The organism is Pseudomonas sp. SMN5 (assembly GCF_052041925.1).
Classification (GTDB): domain Bacteria; phylum Pseudomonadota; class Gammaproteobacteria; order Pseudomonadales; family Pseudomonadaceae; genus Aquipseudomonas.
Window position 1 is genome coordinate 207,361 of sequence record NZ_JBKGGX010000008.1, and the last position, 17,811, is coordinate 225,171.

At 62.3% G+C, this 17,811-nt stretch carries 11 protein-coding genes; 2 read left to right on the forward strand and 9 right to left on the reverse strand.

The genetic code is table 11. The annotated features are described in order from the left end of the window. Positions 1 to 24 precede the first annotated feature (24 nt). Positions 25 to 714, forward strand: a complete 690-nt coding sequence (locus tag ACLEJR_RS10940) for an NYN domain-containing protein (protein ID WP_440796820.1) — start codon at positions 25 to 27, stop codon at positions 712 to 714. Here ACLEJR_RS10940 and ACLEJR_RS10945 read toward each other — a convergent pair. The 9 genes from ACLEJR_RS10945 to ACLEJR_RS10985 form a co-directional block, all read right to left on the reverse strand. Continuing rightward, complete coding sequence (locus ACLEJR_RS10945) at positions 695 to 2,281, reverse strand: efflux transporter outer membrane subunit (protein WP_440813825.1); 1,587 nt, start codon at positions 2,279 to 2,281, stop codon at positions 695 to 697. The two genes, ACLEJR_RS10940 and ACLEJR_RS10945, sit on opposite strands and share 20 nt — an antisense overlap. Next, entirely contained in the window at positions 2,278 to 3,348 is a 1,071-nt protein-coding gene (locus ACLEJR_RS10950) for an HlyD family secretion protein (protein WP_440813828.1), read from the reverse strand. The genes ACLEJR_RS10945 and ACLEJR_RS10950 overlap by 4 nt, the downstream gene beginning before the upstream one ends. 16 nt (positions 3,349 to 3,364) lie before the next feature. Beyond that, positions 3,365 to 4,888, reverse strand: a complete 1,524-nt coding sequence (locus ACLEJR_RS10955) for an MFS transporter (protein ID WP_440813830.1) — start codon at positions 4,886 to 4,888, stop codon at positions 3,365 to 3,367. Positions 4,889 to 5,103: 215 nt separating this feature from the next. Further along, positions 5,104 to 6,024 carry a LysR family transcriptional regulator gene (locus tag ACLEJR_RS10960; protein WP_440796828.1) on the reverse strand — a complete coding sequence of 307 codons (921 nt, stop codon included), beginning with the start codon at positions 6,022 to 6,024 and terminating at the stop codon, positions 5,104 to 5,106. Between the two features lie 63 nt (positions 6,025 to 6,087). After that, positions 6,088 to 8,523, reverse strand: coding sequence for a PEP-utilizing enzyme (locus ACLEJR_RS10965; protein ID WP_440813831.1), 2,436 nt, complete (start codon positions 8,521 to 8,523; stop codon positions 6,088 to 6,090). A 9-nt stretch (positions 8,524 to 8,532) separates the two neighbouring features. Beyond that, positions 8,533 to 8,988 carry a cell division protein gene (locus tag ACLEJR_RS10970; RefSeq protein WP_440796832.1) on the reverse strand — a complete coding sequence of 152 codons (456 nt, stop codon included), beginning with the start codon at positions 8,986 to 8,988 and terminating at the stop codon, positions 8,533 to 8,535. A 571-nt stretch (positions 8,989 to 9,559) separates the two neighbouring features. Next, a complete protein-coding gene (locus ACLEJR_RS10975) occupies positions 9,560 to 10,927 on the reverse strand; it encodes an HlyD family type I secretion periplasmic adaptor subunit (RefSeq protein ID WP_440796834.1) in 1,368 nt (455 codons plus the stop codon). Further along, positions 10,917 to 13,073: a type I secretion system permease/ATPase gene (locus ACLEJR_RS10980; protein ID WP_440813833.1), complete on the reverse strand. Its 2,157-nt coding sequence runs from the start codon at positions 13,071 to 13,073 to the stop codon at positions 10,917 to 10,919. Before ACLEJR_RS10980 ends, ACLEJR_RS10975 begins: the two co-directional genes overlap by 11 nt. 37 nt (positions 13,074 to 13,110) lie before the next feature. Next, positions 13,111 to 14,460, reverse strand: coding sequence for a TolC family outer membrane protein (locus ACLEJR_RS10985; protein ID WP_440796838.1), 1,350 nt, complete (start codon positions 14,458 to 14,460; stop codon positions 13,111 to 13,113). Positions 14,461 to 14,823: 363 nt separating this feature from the next. Here ACLEJR_RS10985 and ACLEJR_RS10990 point away from each other — a divergent pair. After that, positions 14,824 to 17,811 (forward strand): retention module-containing protein (locus tag ACLEJR_RS10990; protein WP_440813835.1); only part of this gene is annotated, 2,988 nt, incomplete at its 3' end.

The window sequence follows — 17,811 nt, forward strand, 5'->3', positions numbered from 1 at the left end:
TTTTCGTCTCTGGGGGTTGAGTTTGTGCGCACCGCTTTCTTCGTCGATGGTTATAACGTTTTTTATGGTTTGCTCGCCGGCACGCCTTATAAATGGCTGAACCTTGCGCAGTTGCTCGCACACATTGTTCGAGTCGAAAATCCTCTGAACACACTCGCCTCCGTTGAGTACTTCACGTCCTCCGTAAAACCGGAACTGGCGACGCGTGGAATCACGTCCAAAGAGGCTCAAGACTCATATGTCCGTGCGTTAAAGGCCAGCAACGTCATCGTTCATTATGGGCGCCATCAGCTGGAACGTGCCAATGCCCCCCGTTTTGTGAACAGAGAAGTCGGAGCATCACGCCAGGACACGGTTGCTATCTGGAAACTGGAAGAAAAGGAAACCGACGTCCATATAGCAATCAGCATGTACCGCACAGCTTCCAGACAAGAAAAACTGCCACGGGACAAACGTATCGAACAACTGGTGCTGGTCTCTGGGGATACAGACCTGGCTCCTGCTCTTAGAGCCATTCGGGAGGATTTCCCTCACGTGAAAATTGGCGTTGTGCTTCCCTATCGGAGCGGATCCAGACGCTTGGCGCCCGGTTCTTTACAACAGCACGCCCACTGGATGCGCCGCGTAGTCACCTGTGAAGAACTCCAATCCAATCAATTCCCAAACCGAGTTCCCACTCACAAAGCCCCCGCCATCAAGCCGGATTACTGGTAACCCCAGCCGCCAGCGGATACACAGACTCCCATCCCCCACCCAACGCCTTATACAACGCAACCATGGCCAACGACACGCCGGTCGAGCTTTCGACCAGTTGTTCCTGAGTCGCCAGCAAGGCGCTCTGTACGGTGAGGACGTTGACGAAGTCCACCACGCCTTCGACGTACTGTTGTTGCGCGGTGCGCAGAGCGATCTGGTTCTGGCGCACGGCTTCGACAAGGCTGTCGCGGCGTAGTTGGCTGGCGTTGTAGGCGTTCAGTTGGTCGTCGATTTCATGCCAGGCCTTGAGCACGGTCTGCTGGTAAGCGACGGCGGCTTCCTGTTGCTGGGCCTGGCGCAGGTGCAACATGCCGCGCAGGCGCCCGCCATCGAACAATGGCAGGCTGAACTGCGGACCGATGCCGAATGCCCGTGAGCCCCATGAACCAAAATCGCTGAGTTGCATGGCCTGGGAGCCGATGTTTCCCGACAAGGTTATGCGCGGGTAAAAATCGCCTTCGGCCACGCCGATATTGGCGGTCGCAGCGTGCAACCGGGCCTCGGCCTGGCGGATGTCCGGGCGGCGTTCGGCCAGTTGCGACGGCAGGCCGATGGCGACCTGACGCGGGGCCTGGGGCACCGGTGCGTCATTGGAGAGTTGAGCCTGCAATGCTTGCGGTGGCTGGCCGATCAACAGGCTCAGGGCGTTGATCAGTTGTGATTGGCGCTGCAGCAATGCGGGCAAGCGCGCCTCGATGGACGCGACCTGGGCCGCCGCTTCGGCCACGTCCAGATCCGTAGCAACGCCATCGGCCAGGCGCAGCTGTGTGAGCTTCAAGCTGTGGCGTGCCACGTCAAGATTCTGCTCGGTCACCGCCCGTGTGCTTTGCACGCCACGCAATTGCAGATAGTCCTGGGCGGTCTCGGCGAGCACCGCCAGCAGCACAGCGCGACGCTCGTCCTGCGCGATTTGCAGATGAGCGTCCGCCGCTTCAGTCTCGCGTCGCACCCGCCCCCACACATCCAGCTCCCAGGCCGCGGAAAACCCAGCATCCCACAGATTGAAGGGCGCATCGCCGGCGTTGCCCGAGGGGTCGTTCAAGCCTTCACCGCTGTTGCGCCTGCGGGCATAACTGCCGGTGGCCGAGCCGCTGGGGTATTGCGCCGAGGTGACGACCTCACGCGCGGCGCGGCTTTGTTGCAGGCGGCTGCCGGCGAGTTTCAAGTCGAGGTTGTCGGCCACGGCGCGGCGGGTCAACGCAGATAAGGTCGGGTCGTTGAAGACTTTCCACCAGCGCTCGTTCATATCGGCACTGACCAGTTGGCTGGCAGCGGCACGGGCCGGCGTCGGCCATTGCGCGATCCGCTGCGTCTCGGGACGCTGGTAGTCTGGGCCGACGGTGCAGGCCGACAGGGCTGCCATGAGCAAGACTGTGACTGATTTGAGGGGCCAATGGCCCCATCGCGAGCAAGCTCGCTCCCACAGGGGATCTTGGTTTGGCTCAAGGCATCCTGTGTGACGCAGGCCCAATGTGGGAGCGAGCCTGCTCGCGATGGGGCCTGAGCAGCCAATGAATCCTTTCATCGCTGTGTCACCTCCCGGCCACCACTCCCCGATCCTGCGGTATCGATACGCGCCTCCACCGACATTCCCACCCGTAACCGCTCCACCAGCGGCTGGCCGGGATCCAGGACGATCTTCACCGGGATGCGCTGCACGACCTTGGTGAAGTTGCCGGTGGCGTTGTCCGGCTTGACCGCGGCGAAGGTCACGCCGGTGGCGGGGGCGATGCTCTGCACAAGACCCTGCAGGCGTTCGCCTCCCAAGCTGTCGACCCGCACCTCGACACGCTGGCCCGGCTGTACATCGGTGAGTTGAGTCTCCTGAAAATTCGCCACCACATATGCCTGAGCCAGCGGCACCACGGCCAGCAGCTTGCTGCCCGGCGTCACATAGGCGCCGACCCGCACCGCCCGCTCGCCGACCATGCCGTCCTGGGGCGCGACGATGCGGGTGTACGACAATTCATAGCTGGCTATTTCCAACGCCGCCTGGGCCCGCTTCAATCCACCTTCGGCGGCGTCGCGTTGGGCGGTGAGAATCTCCACCTGTTTGCGCTCGGCCGCCAGGACCGCCGTGGCGCTTGCCAACCGTGCACTGGCCTGATCGATGCGGGTCTGGGCCTGCTGGGCATTCTGCACGGTACCGGCGCCCACCCCGGCCAGGTGTTTGTAGCGGTTGAGTTCATGGTCAGCAAACGCCATTTCGGCCTTGGCGGCCATCACATTGGCCTGGGCCTGGGCGATGACCGAGGCCTGGCGCTCCAGGGTCGCCCGGGCATTTGCCAACTGGGCCCGCGCCACCACGGTCTGGGCGTCGGCGGCCTGGGCGGCGGCGTGCAGATCGCGGTCGTCGATCAACGCCAGCAACTGCCCGGCCTTGACCTGCTGGTTATCCTCTACCAGCACTTCTTTGATGAAACCGGCCACGCGGGGCACCACCAGGGTGTAATCCGCCGCAACGAACGCGTCGTTGGTGCTCTGCTGCAGGCGCCGGCCGAACAGGCCCGGCGTGAGGAAATACATTGATGTGCCGAGCACCACCATCGCCGCAACGCCAATGGCGAGTGGTCTTTTTAATTGAGTCTTCATGGAAAACCTTCCGGGTTCAGCGTGGCGCGCCAGGCGGATAGATCCGCGTCGGCAACCAGAAAATAAGCAGGATCAGGGCGAGCGCGACGCCCGCCATGCACAGGTAAAGATCCGAGGAAGTCAGCACCACCGCCTGTTCATGCAGACGGTGGGCAAGGCCGGGCATGGCGCTGTCGGCCAGAGGCGAATTGCCGAGGCTGTCCACCAGCATCGTCGAGTGAAAATGCAATCGCGAGGTGGTCAGCGCGTCGAGTACGCCGGTGGCGATCACCGCAGCCAGGCCCTTCACCGTGTTGAACCAGGCCGATGCGAGCGGCCCTTCCATCGGTGAAATACTCCCGGTCGAGAGCATCAGCAGCGGCAGTACGGCCATGGGTTGGCCGAAGATCTGCAACAGCTGCAGCCCGTAGAAATCATCGCGAATCCACGCCGAGGTCAGCTGCGAACCGCCCAGACACGACAACACCAACATGCCCAGGCCGATGCCCAGCACCCAGCGGCAATCGACCCAACGCAAATTGCACAGCGCCGCCACCAACGGCAAGGCGATCAACTGCGGCAGCGCCATCAACAGCATCACTGGCGCGGTCTGCACCGGCCGATAGCCCTGCACCTGCGCCAGATAACTGGAGGGAATGATGATCACCGCCAACAGCACCACCAGCACCCCGGCCAGGGTTATCAAAGCGAACAACAGGTTACGTATGCCGAGCATCTGCAGCTTGAAGAACGGCACCGGCTGCGACCACTCGTTGATCAGGAACAGCACCAGCAACAACAGCCCGCCACTGAGCAAGGTGCAGATCAGGCTCGACTCGAACCAGTCCAGCCGGTTGCCTTGCAGGATGCCGATCACCAGCATGCAGATCGCCGGGAAGCCCAGCAGCAGGCCGCGCCAGTTGAACTGCTTGAGACGCTCCAGGCGCAGCGGATCCTGGGGCAGGCCGTAGGCCACCGCCGCCATGGCGATCAGGCACGGCACGATGATCTGCCAGAAGGTCCATTGCCAGCCGACGTATTCGGTCCACAGGCCGGCCAATGGCGTGCCCAGGCCCGGCCCGAAGGTGGCGGTCAAGGCGTAGCCGGCCAGGCCATAGAGTTTTACCTCGGCCGGCAGGAAGCGCAGGGCGACCGTCATCAGCATCGGCGGTAACGCGCCCCCCGCCAGACCTTGCAGGGTGCGCAGCAGCAACAGGCTTTCGTAACTCGGCGCGAACGGACACAGCACGCCCAGCAACGTGAACAGCCCGATGGCCCACAGCGTGAAACGGCGCAGAGAGAAGGTCACCGAGCACCAGGGCGCGAAAGCCATGGCAGCGACCGAAGTAGCGGCATAACACGCCACCAGCCAGGTACCTTCGTCATACCCGATGGCCATGGCGCCGCGGATATCGGCCAGGGCGACCTTGATGACCATCTCGTTCAGCCCCGAAACCAGTACCGCCAGCAACACACCCACCAGGCCGATGATAATCCGCAGGCCGAACACCGACGGTACGGCGGTTGCCGCAGAAATCGTCGTGGTCGTAAGGGATGTCATGAATTACAAACACTCCGGTCAGAAATACCGGAGCAGTTTAAAAACCATGGATGCTGACAAAAAGTGACTTATCGGCAGCTTATAAGTGCACACCGCGCAGCAATGAGTACCCTTCGCCTTTGTGGGAGCGAGCTTGCTCGCGATAGCGGTGTATCTGTTACATCGATGGTGACTGACAGGCCGTCATCGCGAGCAAGCTCGCCCCCACAGGTCGTTCACTCTGGCTGCGCTGCCAGCCAGGTTTCCTCGCAACAAGCCTTGAGCGTTTCTCGCAGCCAGCGGTGGGCCGGGTCGTTGTCGAAGCGCGGGTGCCAGGCCTGGGTCAACACCAGCGTCGGCAATGGGATCGGCAAGGTGAACGAACGCAGGCGCAGCCCCAGACGCCGGACACTGAGCAGCGCTTCTTTGGGCACCGGCAGGATCAGGTCGGAATCGGGCAACGCAAACATCGCCGCGTGGAAACTCGGCGCAATGACCGCCACCCGCCGCTCCAGACCCAAGGCATTGAGCGCCGTGTCGATAGGGCCACGGGCAATGCCCCGGCGGGACATGCTGATGTGGGAAAACCCGGCGTACCGCTGCGCCGTGATCTCACCATCGAGCAGCGGATGATCTTCGCGCACCAGGCCCACGAAGTGCGTGGAAAACAGGTTCTGCACTTTCACTTCCGGCATCACTGGACGGTTATTGCTGATGTTCAGGTCGATGCGCCCCTCGCGCAGGGCCTCATCATCGCCGTCGCCCTCCGGCACGAAGCGCACCTCGCAGTGGGGCGCCTGACGCTCAAGGGTGTCGAATAGCTTGCCGCCATACACACCGACGAAGAAATCGTTGGCACGAATGCTGAAGCGCCGGCGCAGAGTGCTCAGGTCCACGGTGTCGGCCGAGCGAAACAGCAGCGTCGCCTGTTCTACCAGGTCGCGTACCTGCTCGCGCAGGGCCAGGGCCTTGGGCGTCGGCACCAAGCCCCGGCCGGCGCGTACCAGGATCGGATCGCCAATGGCCTCGCGGATTCGCGTCAGGGTGCGACTCATGGCGGCAGGGCTGAGGTGCATCCGCCGCGCGGCGCCGACCACACTGCCCTCATCGAGCAGCGCATCGAGCGCCACCAGCAGATTCATGTCCGGGAGTTGCATACTGAGCACTCGTGGCTGAAGAGAATTGACCTGTACGCAATGCTAGCAGAACAAAATCCCTACCTACTCCAGCAAAGTCAACTCACCGTCGCGGTACAACACTTCACGACCCAGCCACGTCGCGTCTACCTGGGGCAAGACCGCCGAAGGCTTGCGCAGCTCACGCAACAGCGTCGAGCCATGGGACAGACGTCCGCCCATCCGCGCAATCACCGCCCGGGCGCTTTGATACTGAGCATGGCGGCCTGGGTCGAGGGTGTCTTCCAGCAGGATGTCTTCACCGAGGATGCCCCGCACCTGCCCCGGATAAATCAGGAAGCCGCTGGCCTGCTCGGCGCCCTCGCGACCGTCCTGCCAGAAACTGCCGTCGCGACTGCGGATATCCGGGTGCGGACCAAACCAGTAGGCCCGGTCGGCCTGCGGCATGGCGTGATGCAGGCGAAAGAAAATCCGCATCAGGTTGTCGCGATACCACTCGCGCACTTGCAAGTAATAACCACGCAAACCGGGCAGGCCGCTCGAGTGGGCCAGACGGACCGCCAGGGGCCACCGGGGGAAAGCCTGCAACGGCAGGTCGGTCGGCGCTGGTCGCGGCGTTGCCGGGTCGGTTTCCCAGGGCAACCGATGGGGTGCGTTTTCGAGATCGTCGTATGCGGTCGGCGGCCGTCCCAGCCAGTGGCCGCCACTGCTGGCGAGCGCGGTGGCGATGCACAGGTTGCCCTGCACCACAAACACGTAGAACCGGGTGAACCAGTCGGCCAATTGCTGACCACCGGCGCCCTGCTCGCGCAGTTCGAACAGCTCGCGGTCGAAGCGTCGCAAACCGTGTTCCAAGGTCAACAGATGTGCGCGGGCCTTGCGCTGCATGCGCAGGAACAACGGCAACGAACGGACCAGGCGCAGCGCTCGCCAAGGCAAATGCGGCGTGGCCCCGCCGACTTCACCGGCGTAGCTGCTGGCGCTGATGCCCCAGTCCGCCAGGCGCGCCAGGAACAGGTCGTTGTTGATGTACGAAGCACCGCCGAACACGGCCGTGAACGGCTCGTTGTCCTGCAACACCCGCGTGTCCCAGCGCGCCATGATCGCCGGAATACTCGCGGCCGCCCGCCGCTGGGCGTACTCCACCAGCACGCTGGGCTGCGGCGGCAGGATCTCGGCGATGTTCGCAGCGGTCAGGTGCCGGCGCCAGCCGTAGTCACTGATCGGTCGGTATTGCAGCAGCCAGAGCTGCGTGCCGTCCCAAGCCCATTCGATGTCGCCGGGCACGTAATGGAAAACCCGCAGCACGCCTTGAAGAAAATTCCACAACCGTTCTGTCGTCAGTCCATGGGCCGGCTGGAACTCACCGCTGCGCCACGCGGCACCGAGGCGGGAGAGAATGGCCCGCTGTGGACTGACCTGACCATCGGCCAATGACTCCAGATGCCCTTCGACCCACTCCAACTCCACCGACAGGTGCCGAACAAAAGCGATGCCGGACAGCACCGGTGTGATGAACCGCTGCACCACCACTTCCTCGACGCCCATCGCACTCAATTCGGCAATGCGTGCCGGCACGCCCGACGCCGGTACCCGCAGGTACGTCGTGCTCAAACCGGCATTTGCCGCATCGGCCTGATCCTCGCCATAGCTGGATGAGCGCACCGCCCAGGTGGCGTCCGGTTGGCTGGCGAGGAATGCGGGCAACCGTGGATCCTGATCATCATTGAGGCTCAGCGCCGGCGGCACCGCTTGCCCGGCCAGCGTCGCCAGACGCAGGCGCCCGCCTTTGGTATGCGCAACGAACCCGCGCTCGCCTGACTCGAGCCAAGCGGCGAACTCGGCTGGCGCATCAATCCATGGATAGTGACCCCAGCCGGGCTTCAAGCTGATGGTCAGGTCCGCGCGGGCCAGGATGGCCGACCAGGCAGCGGCCTGTTCGATGCCGAGCACCTTGTCCTGGTCGCCCCAGACCAGTTCGACCGGGTCGTTGACCCACTCCAGCAACGGCAACGCCGTGTGCGCCCGCACCAGATCCCAGTGCGGCACGAACGCCCGGCAACGAGCATAGCCGGCGCCCATGCGCTGGTATTGCGCAGGCGTCCAGGTCTGGTTTGAGAACTTGCGGGCGAACAGTGTCGGCCTGTTCGCCAGCAACCAATGGATGGTCTTGCGGATCGGCCACGGCGACATCAGCGCCGGCAACCGCCGTTGCCACAAAAACGCGCCCACCGGCGCCAGCAACACACTGCGGCAAAAATGCCCCGGCTGACGCTGCAAGGCGTGCAGCACCAACAGCGCATTCACCCCCACCGCGGTGATCGCACTGCCCCTGGTCGTTGCCGCCAGCAGGGCCTGGGCGTAGGCGGCCAGATCCTCGCAAGGGGCTTGCGGATGACTGCCGAACCCCGGCAGTTCCAGCGGCACCACTTGGTAACGCTCGAAGAACGGCAACACGTCGTCCCACCAATCGGCGGCGCTGCCGTTGCCGGCCAGCAGGTACATCAGCGGCTTGCTCATGGGTGGTCCTCAGGCTGGATCGCGACGGTCGTGGCGATAGAGCCAGAACAACGGCGGCAACAGGACAAGCAGGGCAAAGCCGTCGAGCCACAGATGCGACCAGACCCGTGCCTGGGCGGAAAACAGCATGTCCTGGGGCGCCCACCATACGATGCCGGCGATGATCCACCCCCAGGGCATGGAACTCTTCAAGCGACTGCCGATATGGACGAGGGCAAGCATGTACAGCGAATAACTCTGCAGCGTCGCCCCGAACAACGCCACCCACCAGACCTGCTGCGCCCTGGCGGCAGCGGGTGCCATTTCGGAACCCCAGAAAGCCTGTTCGAGCGTGAGCAGGTAATCATCGAGCAAACCCGAATGCCCCGCCCAGCTCAACGTAACGCCGGCCAGCAGATGCAGGACGGCAGCGGCATACAACCAGGTAATCAGGGTTTGGCGAAGGGAACTGGGAGGGGTTGGCATTCCGTGTCCTGGCGGGTTGTTTGAGGATGGTGAGTCTAAAGGAAAAGCAAAGCGCTTTAATGGGTCAATTGGGCGAGGGTGTACCGCTCGTGTGAAGTAAGTCCTAGGAGATTTCCTTGCACACTCGCACATAGCTGCCACCCTTCCTCGCGTGCAAGCGAGACGGGGCGGCTTTTGAAGTACCTGCTGGTAGAGCGAGCGATGGATCGACTCGAAGCCCGGGCGCCGGGCTGACTTCCTGCGGTGAATTGACGAACGCCATCGCAAGCAGGCTCGCTACCACACTTGGATCGGGGTAAGGCCGGGAGAAATAGGCCGGCTATGAGGCCGCCTTCGCGGGCAAGCCCGCTCCCACAAGGTGCTGTGGTCGATCTCCGATTTCAACTCCACACCAACCCAACGTGGCGAGGGAGCTTGCTCCCGCTGGCCTGCGAAGCAGGCCCCTGCATTTTTTCAGACAGACCGCATGAGCCAATTTTGCGACTGCTGCGCAGCCGAGCGGGAGCAAGCTCCCTCGCCACAAAAACTCTCTAGCCACCGATTGGCAGCTGTGAAGGATACAGGCTTGAAATTACCGCTCGTGCAACGCCTCGGCGCGGGCCTTGATGATCGGTTTGAGCAGGTAACTGAGCACGGTTTTCTTGCCGGTGATGATATCCACCGAAGCCACCATGCCGGGGATGATCAGCAGCGGCTTTTCATCGGTGCCCAGGTGACTGCGTTCAGTACGCAGCTTGATGATGTAGTAGGTGGTCTTCTTGTCCTCGTCGGTGATGGTGTCGGCGCCGATCTGTTCCAACTTGGCTTTCAACCCACCGTAGATGGTGTAGTCGTACGCGGTGAATTTCACCGTGGCGTCCTGGCCGGGGTGCAGGAAGGCGATGTCCTGGGGACGGATTTTCGCTTCCACCAGAATGGTGTCGTCCAGCGGCACGATTTCCACCAGGTCACTGCCGGGCTGGATGACCCCGCCGATGGTGTTGACCAACATCTTGTTGACGATTCCGCGTACCGGCGATGTGACCAGGGTACGGCTCACCCGATCTTCCAACGCCTTGCCGGTGGCCTGGGCCTTGTTCAGGTCGGTGCGCGCCTCGTTGAGCTGAGTCAACGCCTCGCTGCGGAACTTGCCACGGGTTTCGTCGATCTTGCGCTGCACTTCCTTGATCGCCGACTCGGCGCGGGGAATTGCCAGGGTCGTGGCGTCCAGTTGCCCGCGAGTTTCGACTTCGGCGCGCTTGAGCCGCAGCACTTCCACCGGCGAGACCGCGCCCTGAGCCACCAGTGGCTCGGACATGTTGATTTCCTGACGCTGCAACGCCAGGCCGGAACGGTACTGCGCCTGCTTGGACACGAATTCACGCAGTTCCTGCTGGCGCTGGATCAATTGCTCCTGCAGGCCGCCAATCTCATCGTGCAACTGCTGGCGACGGCTGATGTACAGCGATTCCTCGCTGGCTGCCTGGCCCGGCACGGCCTTGATCACATCGGCCGGGAAATTCAACGGTCGGTCATCGACCTCGGCACTCAGGCGCTCGACCCGCAACAGCATGGCCAGGCGATCGGCCTCGGTTTCACCGACGTTGGAGACGAACCGCGTGTCGTCCAGGCGAATCAGCGGCGCGCCGGCCTCGACGATCTGCCCTTCCTTGACGAACAACTCGGCGACGATACCGCCTTCCAGGTTCTGGATTTTCTGGATCTTGGACGAGGGAATCGCTTTGCCGTCGCCTTTGGTCACTTCATCGACAACAGCGAAGTTGGCCCATAGCAACAGGAACACGAAGAAACCGATGATGCCCCAGATCGTCAGGCGCACCACCCGCGGTGCGTCTTCGATCAAGGCCTTGTTGACCTCGGGCAGCGGTTGTCCGTGCAGCGAGGCGGAGCCTTTGAAATAGCGACCTACAGCGTCCTTGAAACCCGACTTAAGCAACACTGATCTGCCCCTTCTTCAACGCTTCCATGACGGCCGCTTTCGGACCGTCGGCCAGGATCTGCCCACGGTCGATTACCAGCAGGCGATCCACCAGCGACAGCAACGACGCCCGGTGCGTCACCAGCAACACCGTCTTGTTTTCCACCACGGCGGCCAGGCGCTGTTTCAAGCGTTCCTCACCGGTGTTGTCCATGGCACTGGTGGGTTCGTCCAACAGCAGGATCGGTGGGTTGAGCAGCAGCGCACGGGCCAGAGCGACGTTCTGCCGCTGGCCGCCGGACAGGTTCTGTCCGCGCTCGCCGACTTGCAGTTCGTAGCCTTGCGGGTGCAGGCGGGCGAACTCATGCACGCCGGCCAGCTCAGCGGCCTGGAGCACCAACTCATCCTCGACGTAACGGGCGCCGGAAGTCAGGTTGTCGCGCAGAGTGCCGGCCAGCAGTTGAATGTCCTGGGGCACATAGCCGATGTTGTAGCGCAGCTCGCTGACGTCGATCTGGCGGATGTCCACGCCGTCCACCAGCAAGGCGCCATCGTCCGGCTGGTAGAGTCCCACCAGCAACTTGGCGAGGGAACTCTTGCCCGAGCCGCTGCGGCCGATGATGCCGATTTTCTCGCCTGGCTTGATCACCAGGTTGATGTTTTTCAGCGCGGGGTTCTGCTGGTTCGGGTAGGTGAAATTCAACTGGCGGCATTCAATGGCGCCCTGCAAGACCTTACGGCTCAGCGGGCGCTCTTCGAAATTGCGTTCCTGGGGCAGTTCCATCATCTGGTCGACCGAGGTCATAGTCACCCGTGCCTGCTGGTAGCGGGTCAACAGGCCCGACAGCGATGCCAGCGGGCTGAGGGCACGGCCGCTGAGCATGTAGCAGGCAATCAACCCGCCCATGCTCAAATTGCCGGCGATGATCTGGTACACGCCGAAAATGATCATGATCACGCCGGCCAGTTGCTGGATCAGCAAGGTGATGTTCATCGCCAGGCCGGACAGCATTTTCACCCGCAGTTCGAGGCGGCTGAGGGTGCCGATGGTCTGTTCCCACTGGTACTGGCGCTCGCTCTCGGCATTGTTGACCTTCACCGCATCCAGGCCCGCCAGGGTTTCGATCAGGCTGGACTGGCGTTCGGCGCCCAGCGCCATGGTCCGCTCCATGGTCGCCACCAGTGGCTTTTGCAGGGCGTAGCCGATCAACAGGGCAATCGGGAACGCCAACACCGGGATCCACACCAGGTGCCCGCCAAGGATCGCGATGACCATGAAGATCAACAATGTGAACGGCAGGTCGATCAGGCTGGTAAGGGTCAGCGAGGCGAGAAAGTCGCGCAGACTCTGAAACTCATGGATGTTCTGCGCAAAGCTGCCGACCCGCGCCGGGCGGTACTTCATGGCCATGCCGACGATGCGCTCGAACAGCGTCGCCGAGATGATCAGGTCGGTTTTCTTGCCGGCCAGGTCCAGGCACAGGCTGCGCAGCATCTTGAGGATCAGGTCGAACAGGTAAGCGCCGCAGATGCCGATCGCCAGCACCCACAAAGTGGACTCGGCCTGGTTCGGCACCACGCGGTCGTAGACATTCATCACGAACAGCGGCGCGGCCATGGCGATGATGTTGATCAGCAGGCTCGCGGCAATCGCGTCGGCGTACAGCCAGCGGGAACGCTTGAGGGTATCGCGGAACCACGAGCGCGCCCGAGGAATCAGGGTGCCGTGGTTGACGTCAAATTTATGTTGGGGCTGGGCAAAGAACACCTTGCCGCTGTAGTCATCAGTCAGGAGCTCGCGACTGACCGTCACTTCGCCGCCGTCGCTTTCGCTGAGCAGCAGCCGCGCCTGGTCATCACCGACCCAGCCCAGCAACACGGCGCTGCGCCCGTCCTTGAGCAACAACAGCGCCGGCATCGCGATGGTGGGAATCTGCTCGAGCTTGCGTTGCAGCACCCGGCCTTGCAAACCGGCCCGGGCCGCCGCGCGCGACAATAATTCGACGCTCAGCCGCTGCTTGGGCAGCGGCAGGCCGGTGGTGAGCATCGCTGCGCTGGCCGGCTTCTGATGCAACATGCAGAGCGCCAACAAACCGTCGAGCAACGGGTCGTCGTGCAGCGTGCGCGGATCATGGACTAGTTCGACTCGACTGACTTCTGATTCCACGCTCGGCACTCTTTACTGATCAGACTGGATGGATGACTCAATTCATCCCAGGCAACTGGACCTTGGGTTTCACGTCATTCTGCACAACCGATGCCAACGGCGCGACTACGCCCTGACTTTTCAGCAGTTGGCCCATGGTCGCCTTGATCCGGTACTGGGTGAACAGTTGCACGTTCTTGATTTCCGCCAGGCGGCGGGAGGCGGTGAACAGCTCGTTTTCACTGTCGAGCAGGTCCAGCAGGGTCCGCTCGCCCAGGCTGAACTGGCGCTGGTAGGCGGTGCGCACGCTGGTGCTGTGGTCGACGTATTGCTGGGCAATCGGCACCTGGGCATTGGCGTTGTTCAAGGCGTTCCAGGCCAGGCCCAGCTCTTCGTTCAGCTGGCGCAGGGCGTTGTTGCGGATGTCCAGCGCCTGGTTGGACAGGTAGGACTTGGATTCCAGTTCCGCTTTATTGCTGCCCCCGGCGTACAGGTTGAACCGCATGCGCAGCATGGCTTGCCATTCATTGTTATGGCCGTTCTGGCCGTCCAGGTCGTTATCGGCGGTGCGGCCCAGCTCGGCGTCGAAACGTGGGTAGAAGTTCGACTTGGCGGCCTCGTACTGCTTCTCGGTGGCAGCGATGTCGGCTTCGGCCGAACGCAGCACCGGACTGTTTTCCAGCATCTGGGCGCGGGCTTCGTTCAGGTTGGCCGGCAACAGCGCCATAAAATCGGCGGGACGCTCCAGTTGGTCGGGCATCTGGCCCACGGCGCTGAGGTAGTTGGTCTCGGCGTCAGCCAGGTTGGTCTGCTCGGTGATCAAGTTGTTGCGGGCCTGGGCCATGCGCGCTTCGGCCTGGTCCAGATCGGCGCCGCTGCCCACGCCACGACTGGTGCGCAGCTTGATCTGATCGAAGATGCGTTCGTGGCTCTTGAGGTTTTCCTCAGCCAGACGCACGAATTCGCGACGGGTCAGCACATCCAGGTAGACCTGGGCGACGGTCAGGCCGGTGCGCTCGGAGGTGTCAAGCAACGAATAGGCGCGGGCATTGACGGTGGCTTGTTGACGCCCGACTTCGCTGGACGTCGCAAAACCGTCAAAAACCATTTGCGTCAGGCGCAGGCTCGACTCGCTACGGTTCAGGGTTTCCCAGTGATTGCCGCCGCCTGAGCGGGTGGTGACACTGTCGGTGCCTTCACGGCCGTACCCGGCTGCGAGGTCCACTCTAGGCAGGTAGCCGCCCTTGGCTGCCTTCAATTGATAGTCGGCTGCCAGGCGGCTGTTCACACCGGCCTGGATTTCAGGATGGACATCCAGTGCCTGTTGCATGGCCTGCGGCAAGGTTTGTGCTTGTACGAAACTGGCGGCGAGGGCGAAAGGTAAAACCATGAACAAATGCGAACGCATGGTGGGATTTTTCCTGAAACTCTTTGTCGTGGATCACAGCGAAACGTGGCGCTGCATCAGATGATGGCAACCGGAATGACCGTATGTCGGAAAGTTCGAAACAGGAGCTGAATCACGCACCGAAAGAACAGGTCGCCGCTTAAATATCAATGTGACATTACCCTGCCGATTGTTTAGGATGGCCGGCATAAGGTCAATAGTTTGGCAGAAACAAAATAGCTGGAAAATTTCAGCCAAAATATTGACAGTAAAATGGCGTCAAATTAACCCCTATTAGCGAAACAAAGAACGTCCAGACCGCTGCCACACACTTGGCTGAGGGTGCATGGAGGTTTACTGAGCGTTGCACCCGGAGAGTCTTCAATGAGCAGTGTTATTGCCGTTGTCAAAAGCATTGTTGGTCAGGTTTTCGTCGTATCCCCCGAGGGCATTCGGCGCGTACTCATTGAAGGCGACCGCCTGTACACAGGCGACCAGTTGGACACCGGCCCTGCCGGCTCCGTCACATTGGAGCTGGCCGATGGCCGCACCCTGGACCTGGGCCGCGACACCCAGTGGAGCGCCAATGCTCCGGACTCCTCCACCGATATCGAGCAGGCCACGGCCCAGGCCGCACCGTCGGTAGAAGAACTGCAACAAGCCATCGCCGCGGGTGCCGACCCGACGACAACCATGGAAGCCACCGCCGCCGGCGCCACCGCCGCAGGTACGGGGGGCGCCGCGGGAGGCGGGCATAGCTTCGTGGCGTTGGACGCCACCGCCGGCAGCGTCGCGCCGACCATCGGTTTCCCGACCGAAGGCCTGAGTGCGGCAGCGGCAAACGACACAGACATTACCGGCCTGGACACCAACACCAATACGACCGCCAACGCCGTGCTCAACGCGACGCTGAGCCTGACCGCCACCCCGACCCTGACTGAGGCCGGCGGTGTACTGGTCTACACCGCGACCGTCACCCAGGCACCTCAGACCGCCCTGACCGTGACCCTGTCCAATGGCGCCGTGATCGTCATTCCCGCCGGACAGACCACCGGCACCGTCAACGTGCCGCTGGCGCCAAATGACACGGTCTACAACGACCCAAGCCAGATCAGCGTAACCGTCACGGGCACCACCGGCGGCACCGGCATTGCCGTGACCCTGCCCACCACGCCGGCCGTGACCCAGATCACCGACACTATCGACACCACCAACGTCACCCTGACGGCGAGCAATACGGTGACCGAAGGCGGTCAGATCACTTACACCGCGACGCTGACCAATCCGGCGCAGACGCCCGTGACCGTGACCTTGAGCAATGGCTCGGTCATCACCATCGCAGCCGGTCAGACCACCGGCACGGTGGCAGTCGATACCCCGGCCAACGATGTCTACAACAACGGCAGCACTGTCAGCACCACGATTACCGGTGCGACTGGCGGTAACTTTGAAAACCTGGTGCCGAGCACGACGCCGGCAGTGACCACGATTGCTGACTCGGTGGACAGCACTGGCCTGACCTTGACCGCCAGCAATACCATTACCGAAGGCGGCCAGATCACCTACACCGCCACGTTGACCAACCCTGCTCAGACGCCGGTGACCGTGACCTTGAGCAATGGCTCGGTCATTACCATTGCTGCGGGCCAGACCTCCGGCACCGTCGCGGTCGATACGCCGGCCAATGACGTCTACAACAACGGCAGCACTGTTAGCACCACCATCACTGGTGCCACTGGCGGCAACTTCGAAAATCTGGTGCCGAGCACCACGCCTGCGGTCACCACCATCACTGACTCGGTGGACAGCACCGGCCTGACTTTGACTGCCAGCGACACTATTACCGAAGGCGGTCAGATCACCTACACCGCGACGCTGACTAACGTTGCTCAGACGCCGGTCACCGTGACATTGAGCAATGGCTCGGTCATCACCATTGCTGCCGGCCAGACCACCGGCACTGTGGTTGTTGTGACTGCGGCTAACGACGTCTACAACAACGGCAGCACTGTCAGCACTACGATTACAGGTGCAACGGGCGGTAATTTTGAAAACCTGGTGCCAAGCACCACGCCTGCGGTTACGACTATCACCGACTCGGTGGACAGCACTGGCCTGACCTTGACCGCCAGCGACACCCTCACTGAAGGCGGTCAGATCACCTACACCGCGACGCTGACCAACCCAGCGCAGACGCCGGTGACCGTGACCTTGAGCAATGGCGCGGTCATTACCATTGCTGCGGGCCAGACCACCGGCACCGTCGCGGTCGATACGCCGGCCAATGACGTCTACAACAACGGCAGCACCGTCAGCACCACGATCACCGGTGCCACCGGCGGTAACTTTGAAAATCTGGTGCCGAGCACTACTCCGGCTGTCACGACCATCACCGATTCGGTCGATTCCACCGGCCTGACCTTGACCGCCAGCAATACCATTACTGAAGGCGGCCAGATCACCTACACCGCGACGCTGACTAACGCCGCCCAGACGCCGGTCACCGTGACGTTGAGCAACGGAGCTGTGATCAACATCGCGGCTGGTCAAACCACCGGCACTGTGGCCGTTGATACTCCAGCTAACGACGTCTACAACAATGGCAGCACCGTCAGCACCACCATTACGGGTGCCACCGGCGGAAACTTCGAGAATCTGGTGCCGAGCACTACGCCTGCGGTCACCACCATCACCGATTCGGTCGACAACACTGGCCTGACGCTGACCGCCAGCGACACCGTCACCGAAGGCGGCCAGATTACTTACACCGCGACGCTGACTAATGTGGCTCAGACTCCGGTCACCGTGACGCTGAGCAATGGCGCGGTCATCACCATCGCGGCTGGTCAAACCACCGGCACTGTCGCCGTTGATACCCCAGCTAACGACGTCTACAACAATGGCAGCACCGTCAGCACCACCATCACCGGTGCCACTGGCGGTAACTTTGAAAATCTGGTGCCGAGCACCACGCCTGCGGTCACCACGATTACCGACTCGGTCGATTCCACCGGCCTGACGCTGACCGCCAGTGACACCATCACCGAAGGTGGCCAGATCACCTACACCGCGACGCTGACTAACGTTGCTCAGACGCCGGTCACCGTGACGTTGAGCAATGGCGCCGTGATCACCATCGCGGCTGGTCAAACCACCGGCACTGTCGCCGTTGATACCCCAGCTAACGACGTCTACAACAATGGCAGCACCGTCAGCACCACGATTACGGGCGCTACCGGCGGTAACTTCGAGAATCTGGTGCCGAGCACCACACCGGCAGTCACGACCATCACTGATTCGGTAGACACTACCGGCCTGACATTGACTGCGACCGACACCGTCGCTGAAGGCGGTTCGATCGTTTACACCGCG

Coding starts and splice junctions, on each gene's coding strand:
- ACLEJR_RS10945 (WP_440813825.1), bottom strand. CDS start 2,281: ATGAAAGGATTCATTGGCTGCTCAGGCCCCATCGCGAGCAGGCTCGCT.
- ACLEJR_RS10950 (WP_440813828.1), bottom strand. CDS start 3,348: ATGAAGACTCAATTAAAAAGACCACTCGCCATTGGCGTTGCGGCGATG.
- ACLEJR_RS10955 (WP_440813830.1), bottom strand. CDS start 4,888: ATGACATCCCTTACGACCACGACGATTTCTGCGGCAACCGCCGTACCG.
- ACLEJR_RS10960 (WP_440796828.1), bottom strand. CDS start 6,024: ATGCAACTCCCGGACATGAATCTGCTGGTGGCGCTCGATGCGCTGCTC.
- ACLEJR_RS10965 (WP_440813831.1), bottom strand. CDS start 8,523: ATGAGCAAGCCGCTGATGTACCTGCTGGCCGGCAACGGCAGCGCCGCC.
- ACLEJR_RS10970 (WP_440796832.1), bottom strand. CDS start 8,988: ATGCCAACCCCTCCCAGTTCCCTTCGCCAAACCCTGATTACCTGGTTG.
- ACLEJR_RS10985 (WP_440796838.1), bottom strand. CDS start 14,460: ATGCGTTCGCATTTGTTCATGGTTTTACCTTTCGCCCTCGCCGCCAGT.